Raw genomic sequence first — 16,021 nt, 5'->3', positions numbered from 1 at the left:
TATCCTTAGCCGACAGGGCTGAAGCCGACGCCCTGGAAAATCTTCATGGCTTCTTGGCCCTTGAGGTAATTGAGGAAATCCTGCGCTTCCTGCGGGTGCTTGCTGTTCTTCATGACAGCCGCCGGATAAATGACCTGGCCGCACATATCTTTCGTCGCTTCGTCGACAGGTTTCAACTTGGCACTGAAGGCATCGGTCGCATAGATGACGCCGCAGTCGGCACTGCCCTCGCGGACCTGGGTCGTCACTTCTTTGACGTTCGAGCCATAGGTAATGTGGCCGGCCTGAGCGATGGCCTGTTCATCGAGGTTGTAGAATTTCAGGATTTTCTGTGTATACTGGCCGACAGGAACGTCGCTGTTGCCCATGACCAGGCGGATGGAGCCGTCCTTCAATTTCGCCGCCATATCATTGAAATTCTGGACGCCCTTGGGGTTGCCTTCGGGCGTCACCAGGACAACCTTGTTTTCCAACAGGTCTATGCGGCTGCCGCTCTTGACGAAGTCCAGCTTATCCGGATTGGCTTTGGCGTCTTTTGAGGCGTCGAGCTGGTTCATCTGCTTCTGGGCTGCCGAAATGAAGAGGTCACAGTCGGCACCGTTCTGGATCTGCGTCTTCAGCGTGCCCGACGAATCGAAGTTAAAGGAAATTTCCACGTCCGGATGTTCTTTCTGATACTGGGCGGCAATCTGGTTCATCGTTTCCGTCATGCTGGCCGCAGCAAAGACGGTCAGGTGGACTTTATCGCCGTCCCCGGCGGCTTTGTCCTCTTTCTTGTCCGACCCGCATCCGGCCAGGGCAAAAGCCAGCGTCGCCGCCAAGACCGATGCGACTACTTTTTTCCACGTCATCACCGTACATCTCCTTTTTGTAAATCCATTTATATGCATTTACTTGCGGCCACAATCCCGGACTTCGCCGCGCAGTAAGTCGAGGCCATGGGGAATCGTATCCAGGAAGACATCCATACATTCCTGACAGGCCTTGGGACTGCCGGGCAGGTTGATGATCAAGGTCTTCTTGCGGATGACGCTGACCGCCCGGGACAGCATGGCCCGCGGCGTAATCTGCATGGAAGCGGCCCGGATGGCTTCGGCAATGCCCGGCGCCTGACGGTCGGCAACGGCCAGGGTCGCTTCGGGCGTGACGTCGCGAGGGCCAAACCCGGTACCGCCTGTCGTCAAGATGAGGTCAGCCTGGCGCTGGTCGGCCAGCCGGCAGAGCTGTTGTTCCAAGGGGCCCTTGCCATCGGGCAGGAGCAGCTGTTCCATGACTTCAAACCCAGCCCGTTCCAGCCGCTGGACAATGACGGGGCCGCTGGCATCTTCCCGCAGGCCTTTGCTTCCCTTATCCGACAAGGTGATGATCGCTGCCTGATAAGGCCGTTTCCCTTGCCGCGGGACTTCGGTCATGACATCGCCCGGGCGGATGACGCCGCCTTCAAGGACGCGGGCAAATACGCCTTCCCTGGGCATGATGCAATCGCCGACGGCTTCATAGACGGCACAATGGTTGTGACATTTCTTGCCGATCTGGGTCATTTCCAGCAGGACGTCGCCACAGCGCAGCAGCGTCCCTACAGGCAGGGCCGAGAAATTGAAGCCGTCGACGACGAGATTTTCGCCGAAAGCGCCGAATTCCACCTGACCGCCGCGGCGGCGGAAAGCTTCGATGCTTTCCAGGCCCAGCAGGCTGACCTGGCGGTGCCAGTGTTCGGCATGAGCGTCGCCTTCAATGCCCCAGTTGACTATGAAATTCCCTTCCGGTACGGCCTGTTTAGCCACGCCGCGGATGGTGCTGATGCAAACAGCATGTACTTTCCCCATTTTTTATCCTCCGATCTGATTCATCGTCTTATGTTCACTGATATGGTTCTGTTCGGCGAAGCAATGCTTGGCCGGCTTGTCATAAACCGCCCTGGCCATGGCGCGCTGCAGCTCCTGACAGATAGTTTCCTCCTCTTGGCCGCTGCGGACGATGGCCCGCAAATCGACGCCATCGTCATAGCAGAGACAGGGCTTCAAAAAGCCCGTACTCGTCAGGCGCAGGCGGTTACAGGACGAGCAGAAGCCATGGGTATTGGCAGCGATGAAGCCAATACGACCTTGCAGCTGGCCGCTCCGGTAATACGAAGCCGGTCCGTTTCCCCGCCGTTCTTCTGTGGCAGCCAAATCCGGATAGGCCCGGCGCAGGACGGCCAGGGCCGCTTCTTCCGTAAGGCCTTTCAGCGTCGTCCCGTAGCCGATGGGCATGAGTTCGATGAAGCGCACATCGACGGGAAACCGGCCGGCCAAGCGGGCCAGCGGCAGGATCTGGTCCTGCGTTTCTTCTAGTAATACGGCGTTTACTTTGACGTTTACCCGAGCAGCCGCGGCCCGTTCCAAGGCTTCCAGGACGACGGACAGCTGGCCGCCTCCGGTCAGCCCGGCATACTGCCCGGCATCGAGGCTGTCCAGGCTGATGTTGATGCCGTTGATGCCCATACGGACCAAGTCCGGCAGGGCGTCGGACAACAGCAGGCCGTTCGTCGTCAAGGTCACAGAACGGACGCCTTTCATGGCTTTGAGGGATTCCATGAAGGCCACGGCCCCTTTGCGCACCAGCGGCTCGCCGCCGGTAATCTTGAAGCGGTCGATGCCCAGGGACAGAGCAGCCCGACAGATGAGCTGCATTTCTTCATAGCGCAGGACAGCTTCGTGGCCGACGCTGGTCAGGGCTTCAGGCATACAGTAGCGGCAGCGCAGGTTGCAGCGGTCCGTCAGGGACAGGCGCAGGTAGCCGATGGTCCGTCCCCATTTATCCTTCATGGTGCTCCCCTCCGTCATATTGGAAATGGCCGCTCTTGCCGCCGATTTTTTCGACGAGGTGGATATCCTTGAGACACATGCGCTTATCGACGGCCTTGCACATATCGTAGACCGTCAGCAAAGCCACGGATACGCCCGTCAGGGCTTCCATTTCGACGCCGGTCTTGCCGTCGCACTTGACAGTACAGCGGCCTTCGAGTTCACAAGTATCGTCGTGGAAGATGAATTCGACGCCGCATTTGGTCAAATTGAGGATATGGCAGAGCGGGATGAGGTCGCTCGTCCGCTTGGCTCCCATGATGCCGGCAATGCGGGCCACGCCGAGGACATCGCCTTTTTTCACGGCACCGGCCCTGACGGCTTCATAGCACTCGCGGCTCATGGAAATACGGCCGCAGGCCACAGCCGTCCGGGCCGTCACGGCTTTACCGCTGACGTCGACCATGACGGCGTCACCGTTGTTGTCAATGTGTGTAAACGGGTTCACCAGGATCACCTACTTTCCAAAGCCACAGTTCGGGAAGGTACAGACAGGACAGCCCAGGCATAAGCCGCCTTCGCCGAGACCGGCCAGGTCATCGGTCGTCACGGGGACATCGGCCATGAGCGACGGCAGGACGAGGTCAAAGATCGTCCGCTTGGCATACATGACACAGCCCGGCAGACCGACGATGGGGCGATCGTCCCCGCTATAAGCCAGAAGGAACATGGCCCCTGGCAGGACCGGAGCACCATACGATACGATGCGGGCTCCCGTATTCTTGATGGCCAGCGGCGTCTGGTCATCGGGGTCGACACTCATGCCGCCCGTACAGAAAACCATATCCATGCCCTTATCCAGCATATCCTGGATAGCCGCCGTAATGGCAGCCGGGTCATCAGCCAGGGTCGTATGCATGGCCATGACGGCACCGTATTCAGCCAGCTTGCTTTCGATGACCGGCGTAAACGTATCTTCGATACGGCCATGGAAGACTTCATTCCCCGTCGTGACGACGCCGGCTTTCTTCTGTCCGAAGGGATGGACGTCGAGGAGCGGTGCCGGACCGGCTGCTTCCTGGGCAGCGGCCATCTTATCCTTCTTGATGACCAAGGGAATGATGCGCGTACCGGCCAGTTTATCGCCCTTGCGGACCGGGAAGCCGCCATGGCGGGTGGCGATCATCATTTCGCCCAGGGAATTGACGGCTTTCAAGCCATCCCGGCGGATAGTCAGGACGCCGTCGCAGTCGGCGATGAGTTCGATTTTCCCTTCTTTCGGCGCACTGCCGTGCATATGGGCTCCCATGCAGATGTCGCGCAGGATGGCAGCGGCTTCATCTTCATGGAACAGGGTGTCATCTTTTTCCCAAATATAGACGTGGTCCTTGCCGACCGACAAGAGGACCGGAATATCTTCTTGGGTAATGACATGGCCCTTGCGGAAGACCGGGCCTTTGGTGACGCCGCGGATGATCTGCGTAATATCATGGCAGAGGACATGGCCGACAGCGTCTTCGGTTTTCATCATTTTCATACTTATCTATCCTTCCATTTTTTGTAATTTATGGAGTTCTTCATCATTGAACCATTGCCGGAACTGGCGGTCTGCCACGTCGTGCAGGGCCTCGTTCATCTCTTCATACCGTTCCAGGATGATTTCAGCCTGCTTGGTCAGGACGGACCGGCCGCCGTCTTTGCCGCCGACATAGCGGCGGATGAGGGGAAAGCCCCAGATTTCTTCGGCGTTGCGCATGACTGTCCAGGCCTTGGAGTACGACATGCCCATATCCCGGGCTGCGCCCTGCAGGGAACCATGACGGCGGACACCTTCCAGCAGTTCGGCCACGCCGGGCCCGAAGGCCCGCTTATCGCCCATGAGGCACAGGGTCACTTTGCAATGTAGTTTCTCTTCTGCCATGGAGCCACCTCCTTCAAGCGTTATTCGCGCTTACAAATAACGAATCTACTAAGCTCATTATACATGAAAATCTGTTAGCTGGCCATACTTTTTTTGTAACCCGTAGTGAAATCATCATCGCTTATGCAAATTATGATATAATACACGCATAACATACAAAAGGATGTGATAGGATGACAAAAATACTTCGCCCTTTATCGCTGGGACTAATTATCCTGGCCGGCGGCCGCAGTACCCGCATGGGCCGCGATAAAACGGCCCTCCCCTGGCGCGATACGGACCTGCTGACGGATCTGCTTCTGCGCAGCCAGGCTTATCCCTTTACAGAGCGCTTGCTTTCCATCAACCGTCCTTATGAATCGTCCCATTTACCCGCCAAATTAGCCCGCACAGTCCGCCTGGTCATAGACAATTATCCTGACTGCGGCCCCTTGGGCGGGATGGAGGCCGCCCTGTACAGCGGCCAGTGCGACTTCTATCTGGTCTTATCTGTCGACCTTCCCTTCTATGATTTTGCCCCCGCCCCGGATTTGGTCAAATTACTCCGGCGCCAGCCCACCCTGCAGGCCATCATACCCAGGACGGAAAACGGCCAGGACCAGCCCCTGGCCGCCTTATACAGCCGTCAGCTCCTGCCAGCCATTACGGACCATCTGCAGAAGGGCAATTACCGCCTGCGCCATCTGTATCAAGACGTGCCGGCAGCCTATGTCGATGAAACCTTCCGTTCGGCCTTATATTTCAATATCAATACGCCTGAAGCCTATGAGGCTGCCAAAGGCCGCGACACCAACAGCCGCCGCCAGGTACCCGTCGTCACCCTGACGGCACCGAAATCAGGCGATGGCAAGACGACAGCCGCTGCGGCAGCCATTACGGAACTGACGCACCGCGGCTATCAGGTCGCCTATATCAAGAGCAGCCATCACACCGTGGCCCGCTGCAAGACCGGCTCCGATACGGACCGGGCCCGCAAAGCCGGTGCCGTTTCCGTCTGTCTCTGCGGTCCGGCAGATTATCCCATGGGAACGCGGAAAGAAGATTACATCCTGGCCCTGTCCCAGCAACAGCTGGCCGACCTGGTCCTCGTCGAAAGCCGCAGTCACGGTCTCTTTCCACAAATCGACGTGACCCAGGCCGATGACAACCAGCTGGTCAACAATATCTTATTCCTCACTGGCTACCGCTCGTCGGTGATATAAGCAGTTTGTTCTTTTCTGTCTTGCACCCTGCTAAAATAAGTCCTACACTGAGACTAGTAAAGCGTACCCCGTCCGTGGTATACTAAAAATCTCCAGTTTATGTAAAAGTGAGGTGTTCCTATGTGTGCCTATAAGAAAATCGACACGGTCTGTCCCTATTGTGGCACAGGCTGCGTCATCACCTGCACGGTCGACACGGAAAAAAACCAGGTCATCGAAGCCAAGGGCTCGCCGCGCGGTGTCAACAATGAAGGCCGGCTCTGTCTGAAAGGGCTGTACGGCTGGGACTATCTGAATGACCCTCAGATCCTGACCAAGCGTATCCGCCAGCCGATGATCCGCAAAAACGGCAAGGGCACGCCCCTCGTCGAAGTATCGTGGCAGGAAGCCATCGAATACGCAGCGGCCCGCCTCAAAGCCATCATCAAGGAATACGGCCCGGATGCCGTCATGGGCGCCGGTTCGGCCCGCGGTCCCGGCAATGAGGCCGCTTACATTACGCAAAAATTCATGCGCGCCGTCGTCGGCACGAACAACGTCGACCACTGCGCCCGCATTTGACACGCTCCATCGGTTACCGGACTCGGTGAGTCCGTCGGTGAAGGTGCCATGTCTTTCAGCGTTCCCGAACTCGAAGACGCAGAAGTCATCTTCGATATCGGTTATAACGCGCCGGTCTCGCATCCCCTCGTCGCCCGCCATATCGTCCGGGCCAAGAAGAAGGGCTGCAAGATCATCTGTGTCGATCCGCGCCTGACAGAAACGGGCCGCATCGCCACCATTTACCTGCCTATCAAGGGCGGCACGAACATGCTCTTCCTCAACGCCATGGCCCACGTCATGGTCACGGAGGACCTGGTCGACCACGATTTCATCGAAAAGCATACGACAGGCTTTGCCGACTATGCCAAAGAAGTGGCCCAGGATAAATACGCGCCCGAAGCCGTCGCCGCAGCGACCCACCTCGATCCCGACGATATCCACCGGGCAGCGCGCCTGTTCGCTTCGTCCAAACATACCATGACCCTCTGGGGCATGGGCATCACCCAGTTCTCACAGGGCGTCGAATGCGTCATCGCCTGCTCCAACCTGAGTCTCATGACCGGCAACTACGGCCATTACGCCACCGGCGTCGGCCCGGTCCGCGGCCAGAACAACGTCCAGGGAACCTGTGACATGGGCGTCCTGCCCAACCAGTATCCTGGCTATCAGGACGTCATGGACGATGAAATCCGCCATAAATTTGAAAAGGCCTGGGGCGTTTCCCTGCCATCCCACGTCGGCCTGCCCCTGACCTATGTGCCGGACAAAGTCCTGCGCGAACCGGACCCGAAGAAGCGGATCCACGCCTATTACATCATCGGCGAAGACCCGGCCCAGTCCGATCCGGACCTGCCGGAAATCCGCCGCACCCTGTCGGCTATCGACCTGGTCATCGTCCAGGACATCTTCTTCAACAAGACCTGCGAATATGCCGATGTCATCTTCCCGGCTACGGCCTGGGGCGAACACAATGCCGTATATACCTCCTGCGACCGCCGCTTCCAGCGCGTCCGCAAGCTCATCGAACCCCAGCCGGGCTGCAAGACGGACTGGGAAATCCTCTGCCTCATGGCAACGGCCATGGGCTATCCCATGCATTACGACAATACCGAACAGATTTGGGACGAAATGCGCTCCCTGTGCCCGAAATTCGCCGGTGCCAGCTATGAAAAGATGGTCGAGAACCACGGCGTCCAATGGCCCTGCACGGAAGACAGCCCGGATGATACGGGGACACAGTATCTCCACAAGGGCGCTCATTTTGCTACGGCCGACGGCAAAGGCCATTTCTACTACTACCCCTGGACGCCGGCCAAAGAGCTGGAAAGTCCCGAATACCCCCTGTCCCTGTCGACAGTCCGCGAAGTCGGCCACTATTCGGTCCGTACCATGACCGGCAACTGCCGCCTCCTGGCCGACCTGGCCGATGAACCGGGCTATATCCAGATGAATCCCGAAGACTGCCAGGAACTGGGCATTGCCAACGGCGACCTGGTCCGCGTCGTCTCCAAGCGGGGCCATACCATCACCCGCTGCCAGGAAACAGACCGCGTATCCAAAGGGGCGACGTACATGACCTATCAGTGGTGGGTCGGCGCCTGCAACGAATTGACGTCGGCCGCCCTGGACCCCAAGAGCCATACGCCGGAATTCAAATACTGTGCCTGCCGCGTCGAAAAAATCGACGACCAGAAACAGGCCGAACGCGATGTAAAAGCCCAGTATACCGCTATCCGCAGCCGCATGGGCATCGAAGTAAAGGAGGTGTAAACGATGTTTAAACACGTCAAGACGGACCCGGAACTGTGCATCGGCTGCAAGACCTGCATGGCCGCCTGTGTGGCCAGCCATACAGGCAAGGCCCTGTTTGCCCTCAAGCCCAAGAGCTTCGATTTCACGCCGCGGGTCCACGTCGTTTACACGTCGAAAGTCACCAAGGCCGTCCAATGCCAGCAGTGCCCGAAGCCGCGCTGTATGGAGGCCTGTCCGTTCCACTGCATTTCCCTGGGTCCCGACTCGGTCGTCATCGATGAAGAGGCCTGCCGGGGCTGCGGAAAATGTTCCCGCGCCTGTCCTTTCCAGGCCATCAACATGACCAAGATCTACCACGGCGATACCAAAGGCCGGCCCTTCCGCATCGTCGCCTACAAATGCGACCTCTGTGCCAATACGGAAACGGGGGAACCAGCCTGTATCCCGGCCTGCCCAACGGAAGCCCTGAGTCTCTTCGACCCGGCCGTCGTCGCGGCTCAGCGGGCTAAACTGAAAGCCCAAAAAGAAGCGGCCAAAACACAGGCAGCTTATGAAAAAGCATTGAAAAAAGGAAAGCCATAACTATGGAAATCGTCACAATTACCGAAGCAAGGCGCCGTCTCGACGGCGCCTTGCCTTCCTATGAAGCGAAAATAGAATATGTCACACCAAACCAGGCCCTGGGCCGCATCACAGCCCGGGACATTACGGCAGCCTGCGACTATCCGCCGTACCGTAAATCGCCCTTCGACGGCTATGCTATCCATAGCCATGAAGGAACCACCTATGAAGTCGTGGCGACCATCGGCGCCGGCATCGTCTATGACGGCCCTGTTGCAGCCGGCCAGGCCGTACGCCTCATGACGGGCTGCGCCGTCCCGGATGATTGCGATACCGTCGTCCCCCAGGAATACGTCGAACGCCAGGGAAATCATATACGAGTTACAGAAAGCATCCCGCCGGGCAGCAACATCATCCCCAAAGGCGAAGAGTGCCGTTCCGGCGCCGTCATCATCCCGGCCGGGACGAAGCTCACAGCCGGTGCCCTGTCCGTCGCCGTCGGCCTGGGAAATGAACGCCTTCCCGTTTACGCCAAAGCGAAGGTCCTCTTCCTGACGTCAGGACGGGAACTGGTCCTGCCCGGAGAAGTGCGGCACCATGGCCAGATTTACAACTCCAATGCCTATCTTTTCCGGTCTTTACTGGAACAGTACGGCGCAGAAGTCACTTTTTACCATGTATCGGATGGGCCGGACCAACTAGCCGCTGAAATGGCCGCGATCCGACGATTAGCTCAGGGCAGGGACCTCATCGTCAGCACTGGCGGCGTTTCCGTCGGTCTCTATGACACGATGCCCCAGATTTACCAAGACCTCGGTGCCGTCCAGCTTTACAACCGCATCACCATGCGGCCCGGCTCGGCCTCTTACGGCGGCGTCATCGACGACAACGGCCACCGGACAGTCATCCTCGGCCTGTCCGGCAATCCTTCGGCGTCGTTCAATGCCTTCCATCTCCTGGCCGTCCCCATCCTGCGCCGCCTCAACGGCGAAAGAAACAGCGAATTTCCCGTCGTCACCTGCCATTTAGGCGACGCGATCTATAAGAAAAATCCTGTCGACCGCTTCGTCCAGGGCCGCCTGACCTACGAACAGGGCCAGCCCATATTCACACCCAATGCGACACTGACGTCCAGTGCCCTGCTGGGCCTTGCCCACACCAACGCCCTGGCGTATATAAAAAAAGGAACGCCCCCGTTGCCAAAGGGCGCTCCCATTGAAGTAATATTCCTATAAAAAGGGCTTGTCGCACAGCGACAAGCCCTTGTTTGCACTGTAGGGGTCGCCACGTGGGCGACCCGTTAGAAATTGGGACGATTTTTTAGCAACCACTTCGGGAAATCATACATATCCCGAAGCGGGCTCGCCACGTGCGAGCCCTACATAAAAAAGCTGTCACACGAAGCCAAAATGCCTTCATGTGACACTTTTTTATATTATAATAAAATCCGTTCTGGATGAGCAAATATTTTGAAAGAATCAGGCCGCAAGCCGCAGGACAGGGTAATCTGGTACTGCTCCGCCAGGGACACGCCCAGACTCGTCGGTAAGGCCCGTGAAGCCAGGAAGCGGACGCCCAGGCCATGGACTTTTTCGATGACTGATTGCGGAACGCGGCCGCTGAAGACCAGGACGGCCTGACTGACGTCGATGTGCTGTAATTCGACGAGGCCCCGCAGGCGGTCGAGGACATTGTGGCGGCCGATATCTTCCGTATAGACGAGGACTTCATCGCCTTGGACCAAGGCCCCTTCGTGGACGCCGTGCGAGGCGTGATGTGCCGTCGATAAGCTGTCCAAGAGACCTCCATAGGAACAGAGCTTCTCTGCCGTAATCGGCACAAAAGGCGGCTTTTCTACTGCCCGTGCCGTCCCGGTTTCCGTCGTGACCCAGGCCGCCCCATCGTGCAGGCAGACACCAGCCAGCTTGCGGCCAGCCGGTATTTTCTCTTCGGCCAGACAGTAACCCACAGCCAGGACATCGATATCTTCCGGCGAAGAAATGAGCGTACTGATGCGCTGCCCATCGAGATAGAGTGGCGTCATCACTTCGACGGCAATGGACTGCTTCTTAGCTGCTGCGCCTTGGTAATAGTCGATATAGGGCAGCTCCCGGCACGACGAAAAATGTAAGTCATTCTGATTCATCTTCACGAAAATTCCCCCTTCCCCATCCAGAGCAGGGCCGTCAGGACGGCGCCGCCGAGGCTGCGGGCCTTGTCGGAAATCGTAAAGCAATTCTCCCGTTCATCATCCCGCGGGTCGATGTCGGCTATCTTGAAGCCTTGCGGTACCTGATAGCCGTCACGGATCAGTCCCCGGACGAATCCCGTCAGCGACGCCAGAATCGGCGTCCCCATACATTCCGTCACGGCCATTCCAAAAGGGATGGGCTCTTCTGTCAGGACAGCCATGGGCTGTCCTTTTTTTACTTTATCGCCGATGTGGACCAATCCGTATACGAACCCGGCCTGCTGACTGTGGATGACGCGCTCTTTGCCGTAGCCGGCAATCAATCCGGGAATCCCCGTATTGGCGATAGCCGTGCCCTGCCAAATGATACGCCCCAGCTGGTGGCCCCGCTTGGTTTCAATGACGGCATCGACATCGACCCCGGCCGTAAATCCCGGCCCCAGGGCCACGGTATGACGTGCCATACGCCGGTTCGTCCCCAAGTTCTTCTTAGCCAGGATGGCATCGACGACGGCCCAGGGCTTCAGCGCCGCAATCGACGCCCCTTCCGGGTCCACCAGCAAGGGAATGGCCTCGCCTTCCCAGGCCTTCCGGACCTCGGCCAAAGACCGACAGCGGCAGCAAGTCAGATTCTCGACGGCAGCCGTCCCATCGTAGACGGCTTCACAGAGGGCCACCTGACGCCGGATAGCCGACGGCTTCTCCACTTCCAGCAGCAGCAGGCGGAACCCAGCCTCATACAAAGACTGGGCCACGCCCGTCGCCAGGTCCCCAGCCCCGCGGATAATGACCAATTTATCTTCCATAAGACCACCTTTCCACATCGAAACATCAAACATCCCTATTATAAGAGTGCTTGTCGCAAGACGTCAAGCACTCTTTAGTTGTTAGTGGCTAGCAGACGGCTTTAAATTTAAGGCCCTCTTCTACAAACTACAAACTCTGTACTACAAACTTTTATTTCTTTTTCTTCCGGCTATACAGCGTCCCTTCTAAGGGCAATGTTGTCTGGAACTGGCCGTTCCATTTATAGTAGGCTCCGGCTACGGCAGGTGCCGTCGGGATGGAGGTGATTTCGCCGACGCCGATGGCTCCGTAGGCTACGTCGACGCCTTCTTTTTCGATGGGAATGGCTTCGACGTCAGGGGCTTTATCGGCCCGGAACAGGCCCAGGGTCCCGAATTTGGCCGTCGGTTTACAGTGGTCCAACGGATATTGTTCCGTCAGAGCATAACCGCAGCCCATGACGGTGCCGCCTTCGATCTGGCCTTCCAGGCTCTTGCGGTTGACGACGCGGCCGACGTCGTGGGCGGCGACCATTTTGCGGATGGTACCGTCGTCATTGAGGATGCAGACGTGTGTGGCATAGCCGTAGGCGACGTGTGATACGGGATGAGGGACGTCAGCGCCCATCTTGTCGGTCTTGCCCAGGTATTCGCCGATGTATTCCCGACCGTTGAGGACATCTAAGTCGCTACGGTTGAAGCGGACGGCGGCCGTAGCGGGCGATTCTTTTTCTACCGTTACGCCTTCCAGGTAGTTGCTGGCATGGCTCGTTTCTTCATAAGGCAGGCCCTTGGCGGCAAAGAGGTCGCGCCGCAGCTGGACGGCGGCTCGCCGGGCCGCTTCCCCGGTCAACGTCGTCTGCCGCGAACCCGACGTCGTACCGGCATCGGGTGAGGTCGCCGTATTGGGCATATGCCATTTGATATCTTCAATGGGAAGACCTGCAGCCTGGGATACCATCTGGACCAGGACCGTGCCGACGCCCTGGCCGATGCAGGATGCCGACGAGTAAATGTGTACCCTGTCGTCTTTGACGACCAGACGGCAGCGGCCATAGTCGGGCAGGCCGACGCCGACGCCGGAATTCTTCAAGGCACAGGCAATGCCGACATAAGGCCCGCTGTGATAGTACGCCTCTTTGACGGCATCCAGCGTTTCGGCCAAGCCTGTCGACGGGTCGGCAATCTGGCCATTGGGCAGGATGTCACCGGGCCGGATGGCATTGCGATATCGGATTTCCCACGGGTCGATGCCGACCAGTTCAGCCAGTTTATTTAAGTTTAATTCCGTGGCAAAAATGGTCTGAGTGACGCCAAATCCGCGGAAGGCTCCGGCTGGTGGATTGTTAGTGTAAACGGCTGTCCCGTCGATGTCGATGGTCTGGTAGTTATAAGGCCCTGCCGCATGGGTACAGGCGCGCTGGAGAACGGGTCCGCCCAGGGAGGCATAGGCCCCGTTGTCGGTGACGGCGACGAGCTTCATAGCCGTCAGTTTCCCAGTTTCATCGCAGGCCGTCGTCATGTCCATGCTGAACTGATGGCGCTTGGGATGGATGAGGATGCTTTCCTGGCGCGTCAACTTCACTTTACATATCCGTTTACATACATAGGCGACGAGGGCAGCCAAATGCTGGACCGTCACGTCTTCCCGGCCGCCGAAGCCGCCGCCGACGAAGCAGTTCTCGACGATGACTTTTTCTTCCGGCAGGCCCAGCATGAGTGCCGTTTCCCGGCGCGTATCATAAATGCCCTGGTCCGACGAATAAACGAAGACGCCGTCATCAAAGGGCATGGCGACGGCACATTCCGGTTCCAGGAAGGCGTGTTCCGTCCATGGCGTTTCAAAGTGGTGCGTCACCTTATACTTCGAGGCGGCAATGACGGCATCAGCGTCGCCGCGGACCAGGTGTTCATGGGCCAGGACGTTCGTACCAGCCGACGGGTGTACCAGCGGCGCCCCTTCTTTCAGGGCGTCGGCTGCACAGGTCAGGGCCGGCAGTTCTTCATATTCGATATCGACGAGCTTCTTAGCCTGTTCCAGGATTTCCGGCGTTTCCGCAGCCACCAGGGCGATGGCGTCACCCAGGAAGTGCGTCGTCGAGCCGACGGGGATGAGCGTATCCCAATCGGTCTTCAAATGGCCGACTTTGACGGACCCGGGGATATCGTCTGCCGTCAGGACGCAGACGACACCGGGCAGGGCCTTGGCCTTTTCCGCATGGATGGCCTTGACGACAGCCCGCGGATAAGCGCTGCGGATGGCACTGCCGTAACACATGCCGGGCAGGTCGACGGCGTCCAAATCATCTGTATATCTGCCGACGCCCAGGACTTTGGCCTTGACGTTGACGCGCTGGCAGGGAGCGCCGACGCCGCGGTAGCCGCCGCGGACGGGAAGAGGCTGGTCCGTGCGCAGCAAATCTGCTGCCATAGCGATGGCGTCGATGATTTTCTTATAACCCGTACAACGGCAGATATTATTACGGATGGCCGCGGCGATTTCCAGCCGCGACGGCGCCGGGTTGGCGTCGATGAGGGCCTTGCCGCACATGACCATGCCGGGGATGCAGAAGCCGCACTGGACGGCGCCGGCTTCGCCAAAGGCGTAGACGAAGACGTCTTTTTCCCGCTTGGACAGCCCTTCGACGGTCAACACGTGTTTACCAGCCATGCGGCTGACCTTTTGGACACATGTCTTGGTCGCCTTGCCGTCGATGACGACCGTACAGGTTCCGCAGGCCCCTTCACTGCAGCCATCCTTGACGGATTTCAGGCGCAGGTCATTGCGCAGGACGTCGATGAGCTTGCGTTCTCCATCGGCTTCTATTTCACGGCCGTTTACCCATAGTTTACATAATTCACTCATAATGCCACCTTCCTATAATCAAGATTATCTTTTATCGCGGAATCGATACAACAAGGTTCCATAGCCGCGTTTTCCACAGAATTGATTGTCTTTGGCGATGATTTCGCCGCGGAGCATGGTCAGGCGGATCGTCGCCTGGACCGTCATGCCTTCATAGGGCGAATAGCCGCAGGTCGTGTGCAGGTTCTCCCTGGCAAAGGTCCGCGTCCCTTTCGGATCGATGAGGACGATGTCGGCATCGCTGCCGGGCAGCAGCGTCCCTTTGCGCGGATAGAGGCCAAAGATTTTGGCCACATTGGCACTGGTCACCTGGACGAAGCGCTCCAGGGTCAGCCGGCCTTTCAGGACGCCTTCACTGAACAGCAGGGGCATCCGTTCTTCGACGCCGGATACGCCGCCGGGACAGTTCCGGAAATCGCTGACATTCTCCTGTTTTTCAGCTATCGTAAAGGGGCAGTGGTCCGTCGCTACGGTCTGGATCGTCCCGTCGGCCAGGGCCTGCCACAGGGCCTGGTTGTCTTCGGCTTTCCGCAGCGGCGGCGCCAGCATGTATTTAATGCCTTCCATAGGGCCGCCGTGACGGAATTTCTCTTCTGTCAGCAATAAGTATTGCGGACACGTTTCACTGTAAATATGACGCTGGCCTTGGCGCCGGGCCAGGCGCAGCTGGTCCAGGCTCTCATGGGCCGACGTGTGGACGATATAGACCGGCGCATCGCCACAAGCCCGGGCTGCCGCCAGGACACGGCTCACGGCTGCGGCTTCGGCCACGTTGGGCCGCGTCTTCGCCTGGCCGATGGGCTGCAGGTCCTGCGGTCCCAGGGCATTCCGCAGGGCGTTGGTAATGCCGTCGCTTTCGGCATGGACCGTGAGCAGGCCGCCATGCTTCTTGATGACCGGCAGGAGCTGCATCAGTTTCTTCTCGCCGACGGGATAGCCATACGTCGTATAGGCTTTGAAACTGGGAAAACCTTCGTCGATGAGCTGGCCCAATTCCTGCAGGACCTGGTCGTCGACATGCTGGATGACGCCATGGAAGCTGTAGTCGACCGGGCAGGGCACGGCCAGTTTCCGGTACCGTTCAAAGGGATAGCGCAGGGAACAGCCGGCCGGGCCAAAGGCCATATGATCCAGGATGGTCGTCGTGCCGCCGCAGGCCGCTGCCACGCCACCGCTGTAAAAGTCATCGCACGCGCGGTACTGCGGCGACTGCTGCAGGTCCATATGGGTGTGGGCATCGATGCCGCCAGGGCAGACATAGAGGCCGTCGGCGTCGATGACCTGTTCATGACCGCTGTGCACAGCCTGTCCCAAGGCCTGGATTTTTCCCTCACGGACGGTAACGTCGGCCCGGAAATGTTCGCCCTCCAGGCAGACCGTCCCGTTTTTGATGACGTAATCCATGGTTTTCCCT

General features: G+C 58.4%; 14 protein-coding genes. 4 read left to right on the top strand and 10 right to left on the bottom strand.

What is annotated here, in order from left to right; translation table 11 throughout:
• Window positions 1–5 precede the first annotated feature (5 nt).
• The 6 genes from modA to ACFWUB_RS06770 are packed head-to-tail and all read right to left on the bottom strand — an operon-like array spanning window position 6 to window position 4,707.
• Window positions 6–851 (bottom strand): molybdate ABC transporter substrate-binding protein, encoded by an 846-nt coding sequence (modA, locus tag ACFWUB_RS06795; protein WP_020311294.1) that lies wholly within the window; start codon window positions 849–851, stop codon window positions 6–8.
• Window positions 852–890: 39 nt separating this feature from the next.
• The gene (locus ACFWUB_RS06790; protein WP_416183701.1) at window positions 891–1,826 is read right to left on the bottom strand and encodes a molybdopterin-binding protein; all 936 of its coding nucleotides are present in this window, start codon (window positions 1,824–1,826) and stop codon (window positions 891–893) included.
• Between the two features lie 3 nt (window positions 1,827–1,829).
• Window positions 1,830–2,807, bottom strand: a complete 978-nt coding sequence (moaA, locus tag ACFWUB_RS06785; RefSeq protein WP_020311296.1) for a GTP 3',8-cyclase MoaA — start codon at window positions 2,805–2,807, stop codon at window positions 1,830–1,832.
• Entirely contained in the window at window positions 2,797–3,294 is a 498-nt protein-coding gene (moaC, locus tag ACFWUB_RS06780) for a cyclic pyranopterin monophosphate synthase MoaC (protein WP_204904840.1), read from the bottom strand. Before moaC ends, moaA begins: the two co-directional genes overlap by 11 nt.
• Before the next feature lie 9 nt (window positions 3,295–3,303).
• Window positions 3,304–4,323, bottom strand: a complete 1,020-nt coding sequence (locus ACFWUB_RS06775; RefSeq protein WP_416183700.1) for a molybdopterin-binding protein — start codon at window positions 4,321–4,323, stop codon at window positions 3,304–3,306.
• Between the two features lie 6 nt (window positions 4,324–4,329).
• Complete coding sequence (locus tag ACFWUB_RS06770) at window positions 4,330–4,707, bottom strand: winged helix-turn-helix domain-containing protein (RefSeq protein ID WP_020311300.1); 378 nt, start codon at window positions 4,705–4,707, stop codon at window positions 4,330–4,332.
• 173 nt (window positions 4,708–4,880) lie between these two features.
• Here ACFWUB_RS06770 and ACFWUB_RS06765 point away from each other — a divergent pair, with 173 nt between their 5' ends.
• From ACFWUB_RS06765 to ACFWUB_RS06750, 4 genes are all read left to right on the top strand, one after another.
• Window positions 4,881–5,909 (top strand): molybdopterin-guanine dinucleotide biosynthesis protein MobB, encoded by a 1,029-nt coding sequence (locus ACFWUB_RS06765; protein WP_416183699.1) that lies wholly within the window; start codon window positions 4,881–4,883, stop codon window positions 5,907–5,909.
• Window positions 5,910–6,029: 120 nt separating this feature from the next.
• Window positions 6,030–8,222: a formate dehydrogenase subunit alpha gene (gene fdhF / locus ACFWUB_RS06760; RefSeq protein WP_292106596.1), complete on the top strand. Its 2,193-nt coding sequence runs from the start codon at window positions 6,030–6,032 to the stop codon at window positions 8,220–8,222.
• A gap of 3 nt (window positions 8,223–8,225) precedes the next feature.
• On the top strand, window positions 8,226–8,786 hold the full coding sequence (locus tag ACFWUB_RS06755; RefSeq protein WP_020311305.1) for a 4Fe-4S dicluster domain-containing protein: 561 nt from the start codon (window positions 8,226–8,228) through the stop codon (window positions 8,784–8,786).
• Window positions 8,787–8,788: 2 nt separating this feature from the next.
• Complete coding sequence (locus tag ACFWUB_RS06750; protein ID WP_416183698.1) at window positions 8,789–10,000, top strand: molybdopterin molybdotransferase MoeA; 1,212 nt, start codon at window positions 8,789–8,791, stop codon at window positions 9,998–10,000.
• A 200-nt stretch (window positions 10,001–10,200) separates the two neighbouring features.
• Here ACFWUB_RS06750 and ACFWUB_RS06745 read toward each other — a convergent pair whose 3' ends face one another.
• The 4 genes from ACFWUB_RS06745 to hydA form a co-directional block, all read right to left on the bottom strand.
• Complete coding sequence (locus ACFWUB_RS06745; protein WP_416184391.1) at window positions 10,201–10,911, bottom strand: formate dehydrogenase accessory sulfurtransferase FdhD; 711 nt, start codon at window positions 10,909–10,911, stop codon at window positions 10,201–10,203.
• A 2-nt stretch (window positions 10,912–10,913) separates the two neighbouring features.
• Window positions 10,914–11,762: a selenium-dependent molybdenum cofactor biosynthesis protein YqeB gene (gene yqeB, locus ACFWUB_RS06740; protein WP_292106603.1), complete on the bottom strand. Its 849-nt coding sequence runs from the start codon at window positions 11,760–11,762 to the stop codon at window positions 10,914–10,916.
• Window positions 11,763–11,913: 151 nt separating this feature from the next.
• Window positions 11,914–14,607, bottom strand: coding sequence for a selenium-dependent xanthine dehydrogenase (gene xdh, locus ACFWUB_RS06735; protein WP_416183697.1), 2,694 nt, complete (start codon window positions 14,605–14,607; stop codon window positions 11,914–11,916).
• A gap of 24 nt (window positions 14,608–14,631) precedes the next feature.
• Window positions 14,632–16,011 carry a dihydropyrimidinase gene (gene hydA, locus ACFWUB_RS06730; protein WP_303267818.1) on the bottom strand — a complete coding sequence of 460 codons (1,380 nt, stop codon included), beginning with the start codon at window positions 16,009–16,011 and terminating at the stop codon, window positions 14,632–14,634.
• Between the last annotated feature and the right edge of the window lie 10 nt (window positions 16,012–16,021).

The sequence above is a fragment of the Megasphaera sp. genome, assembly GCF_047831605.1.
In the GTDB taxonomy this organism is placed as follows: domain Bacteria; phylum Bacillota; class Negativicutes; order Veillonellales; family Megasphaeraceae; genus Megasphaera; species Megasphaera intestinihominis.
The sequence above is the reverse complement of the archived record's forward strand: the minus strand, read 5'-3'. Positions and strand labels throughout refer to the sequence as shown.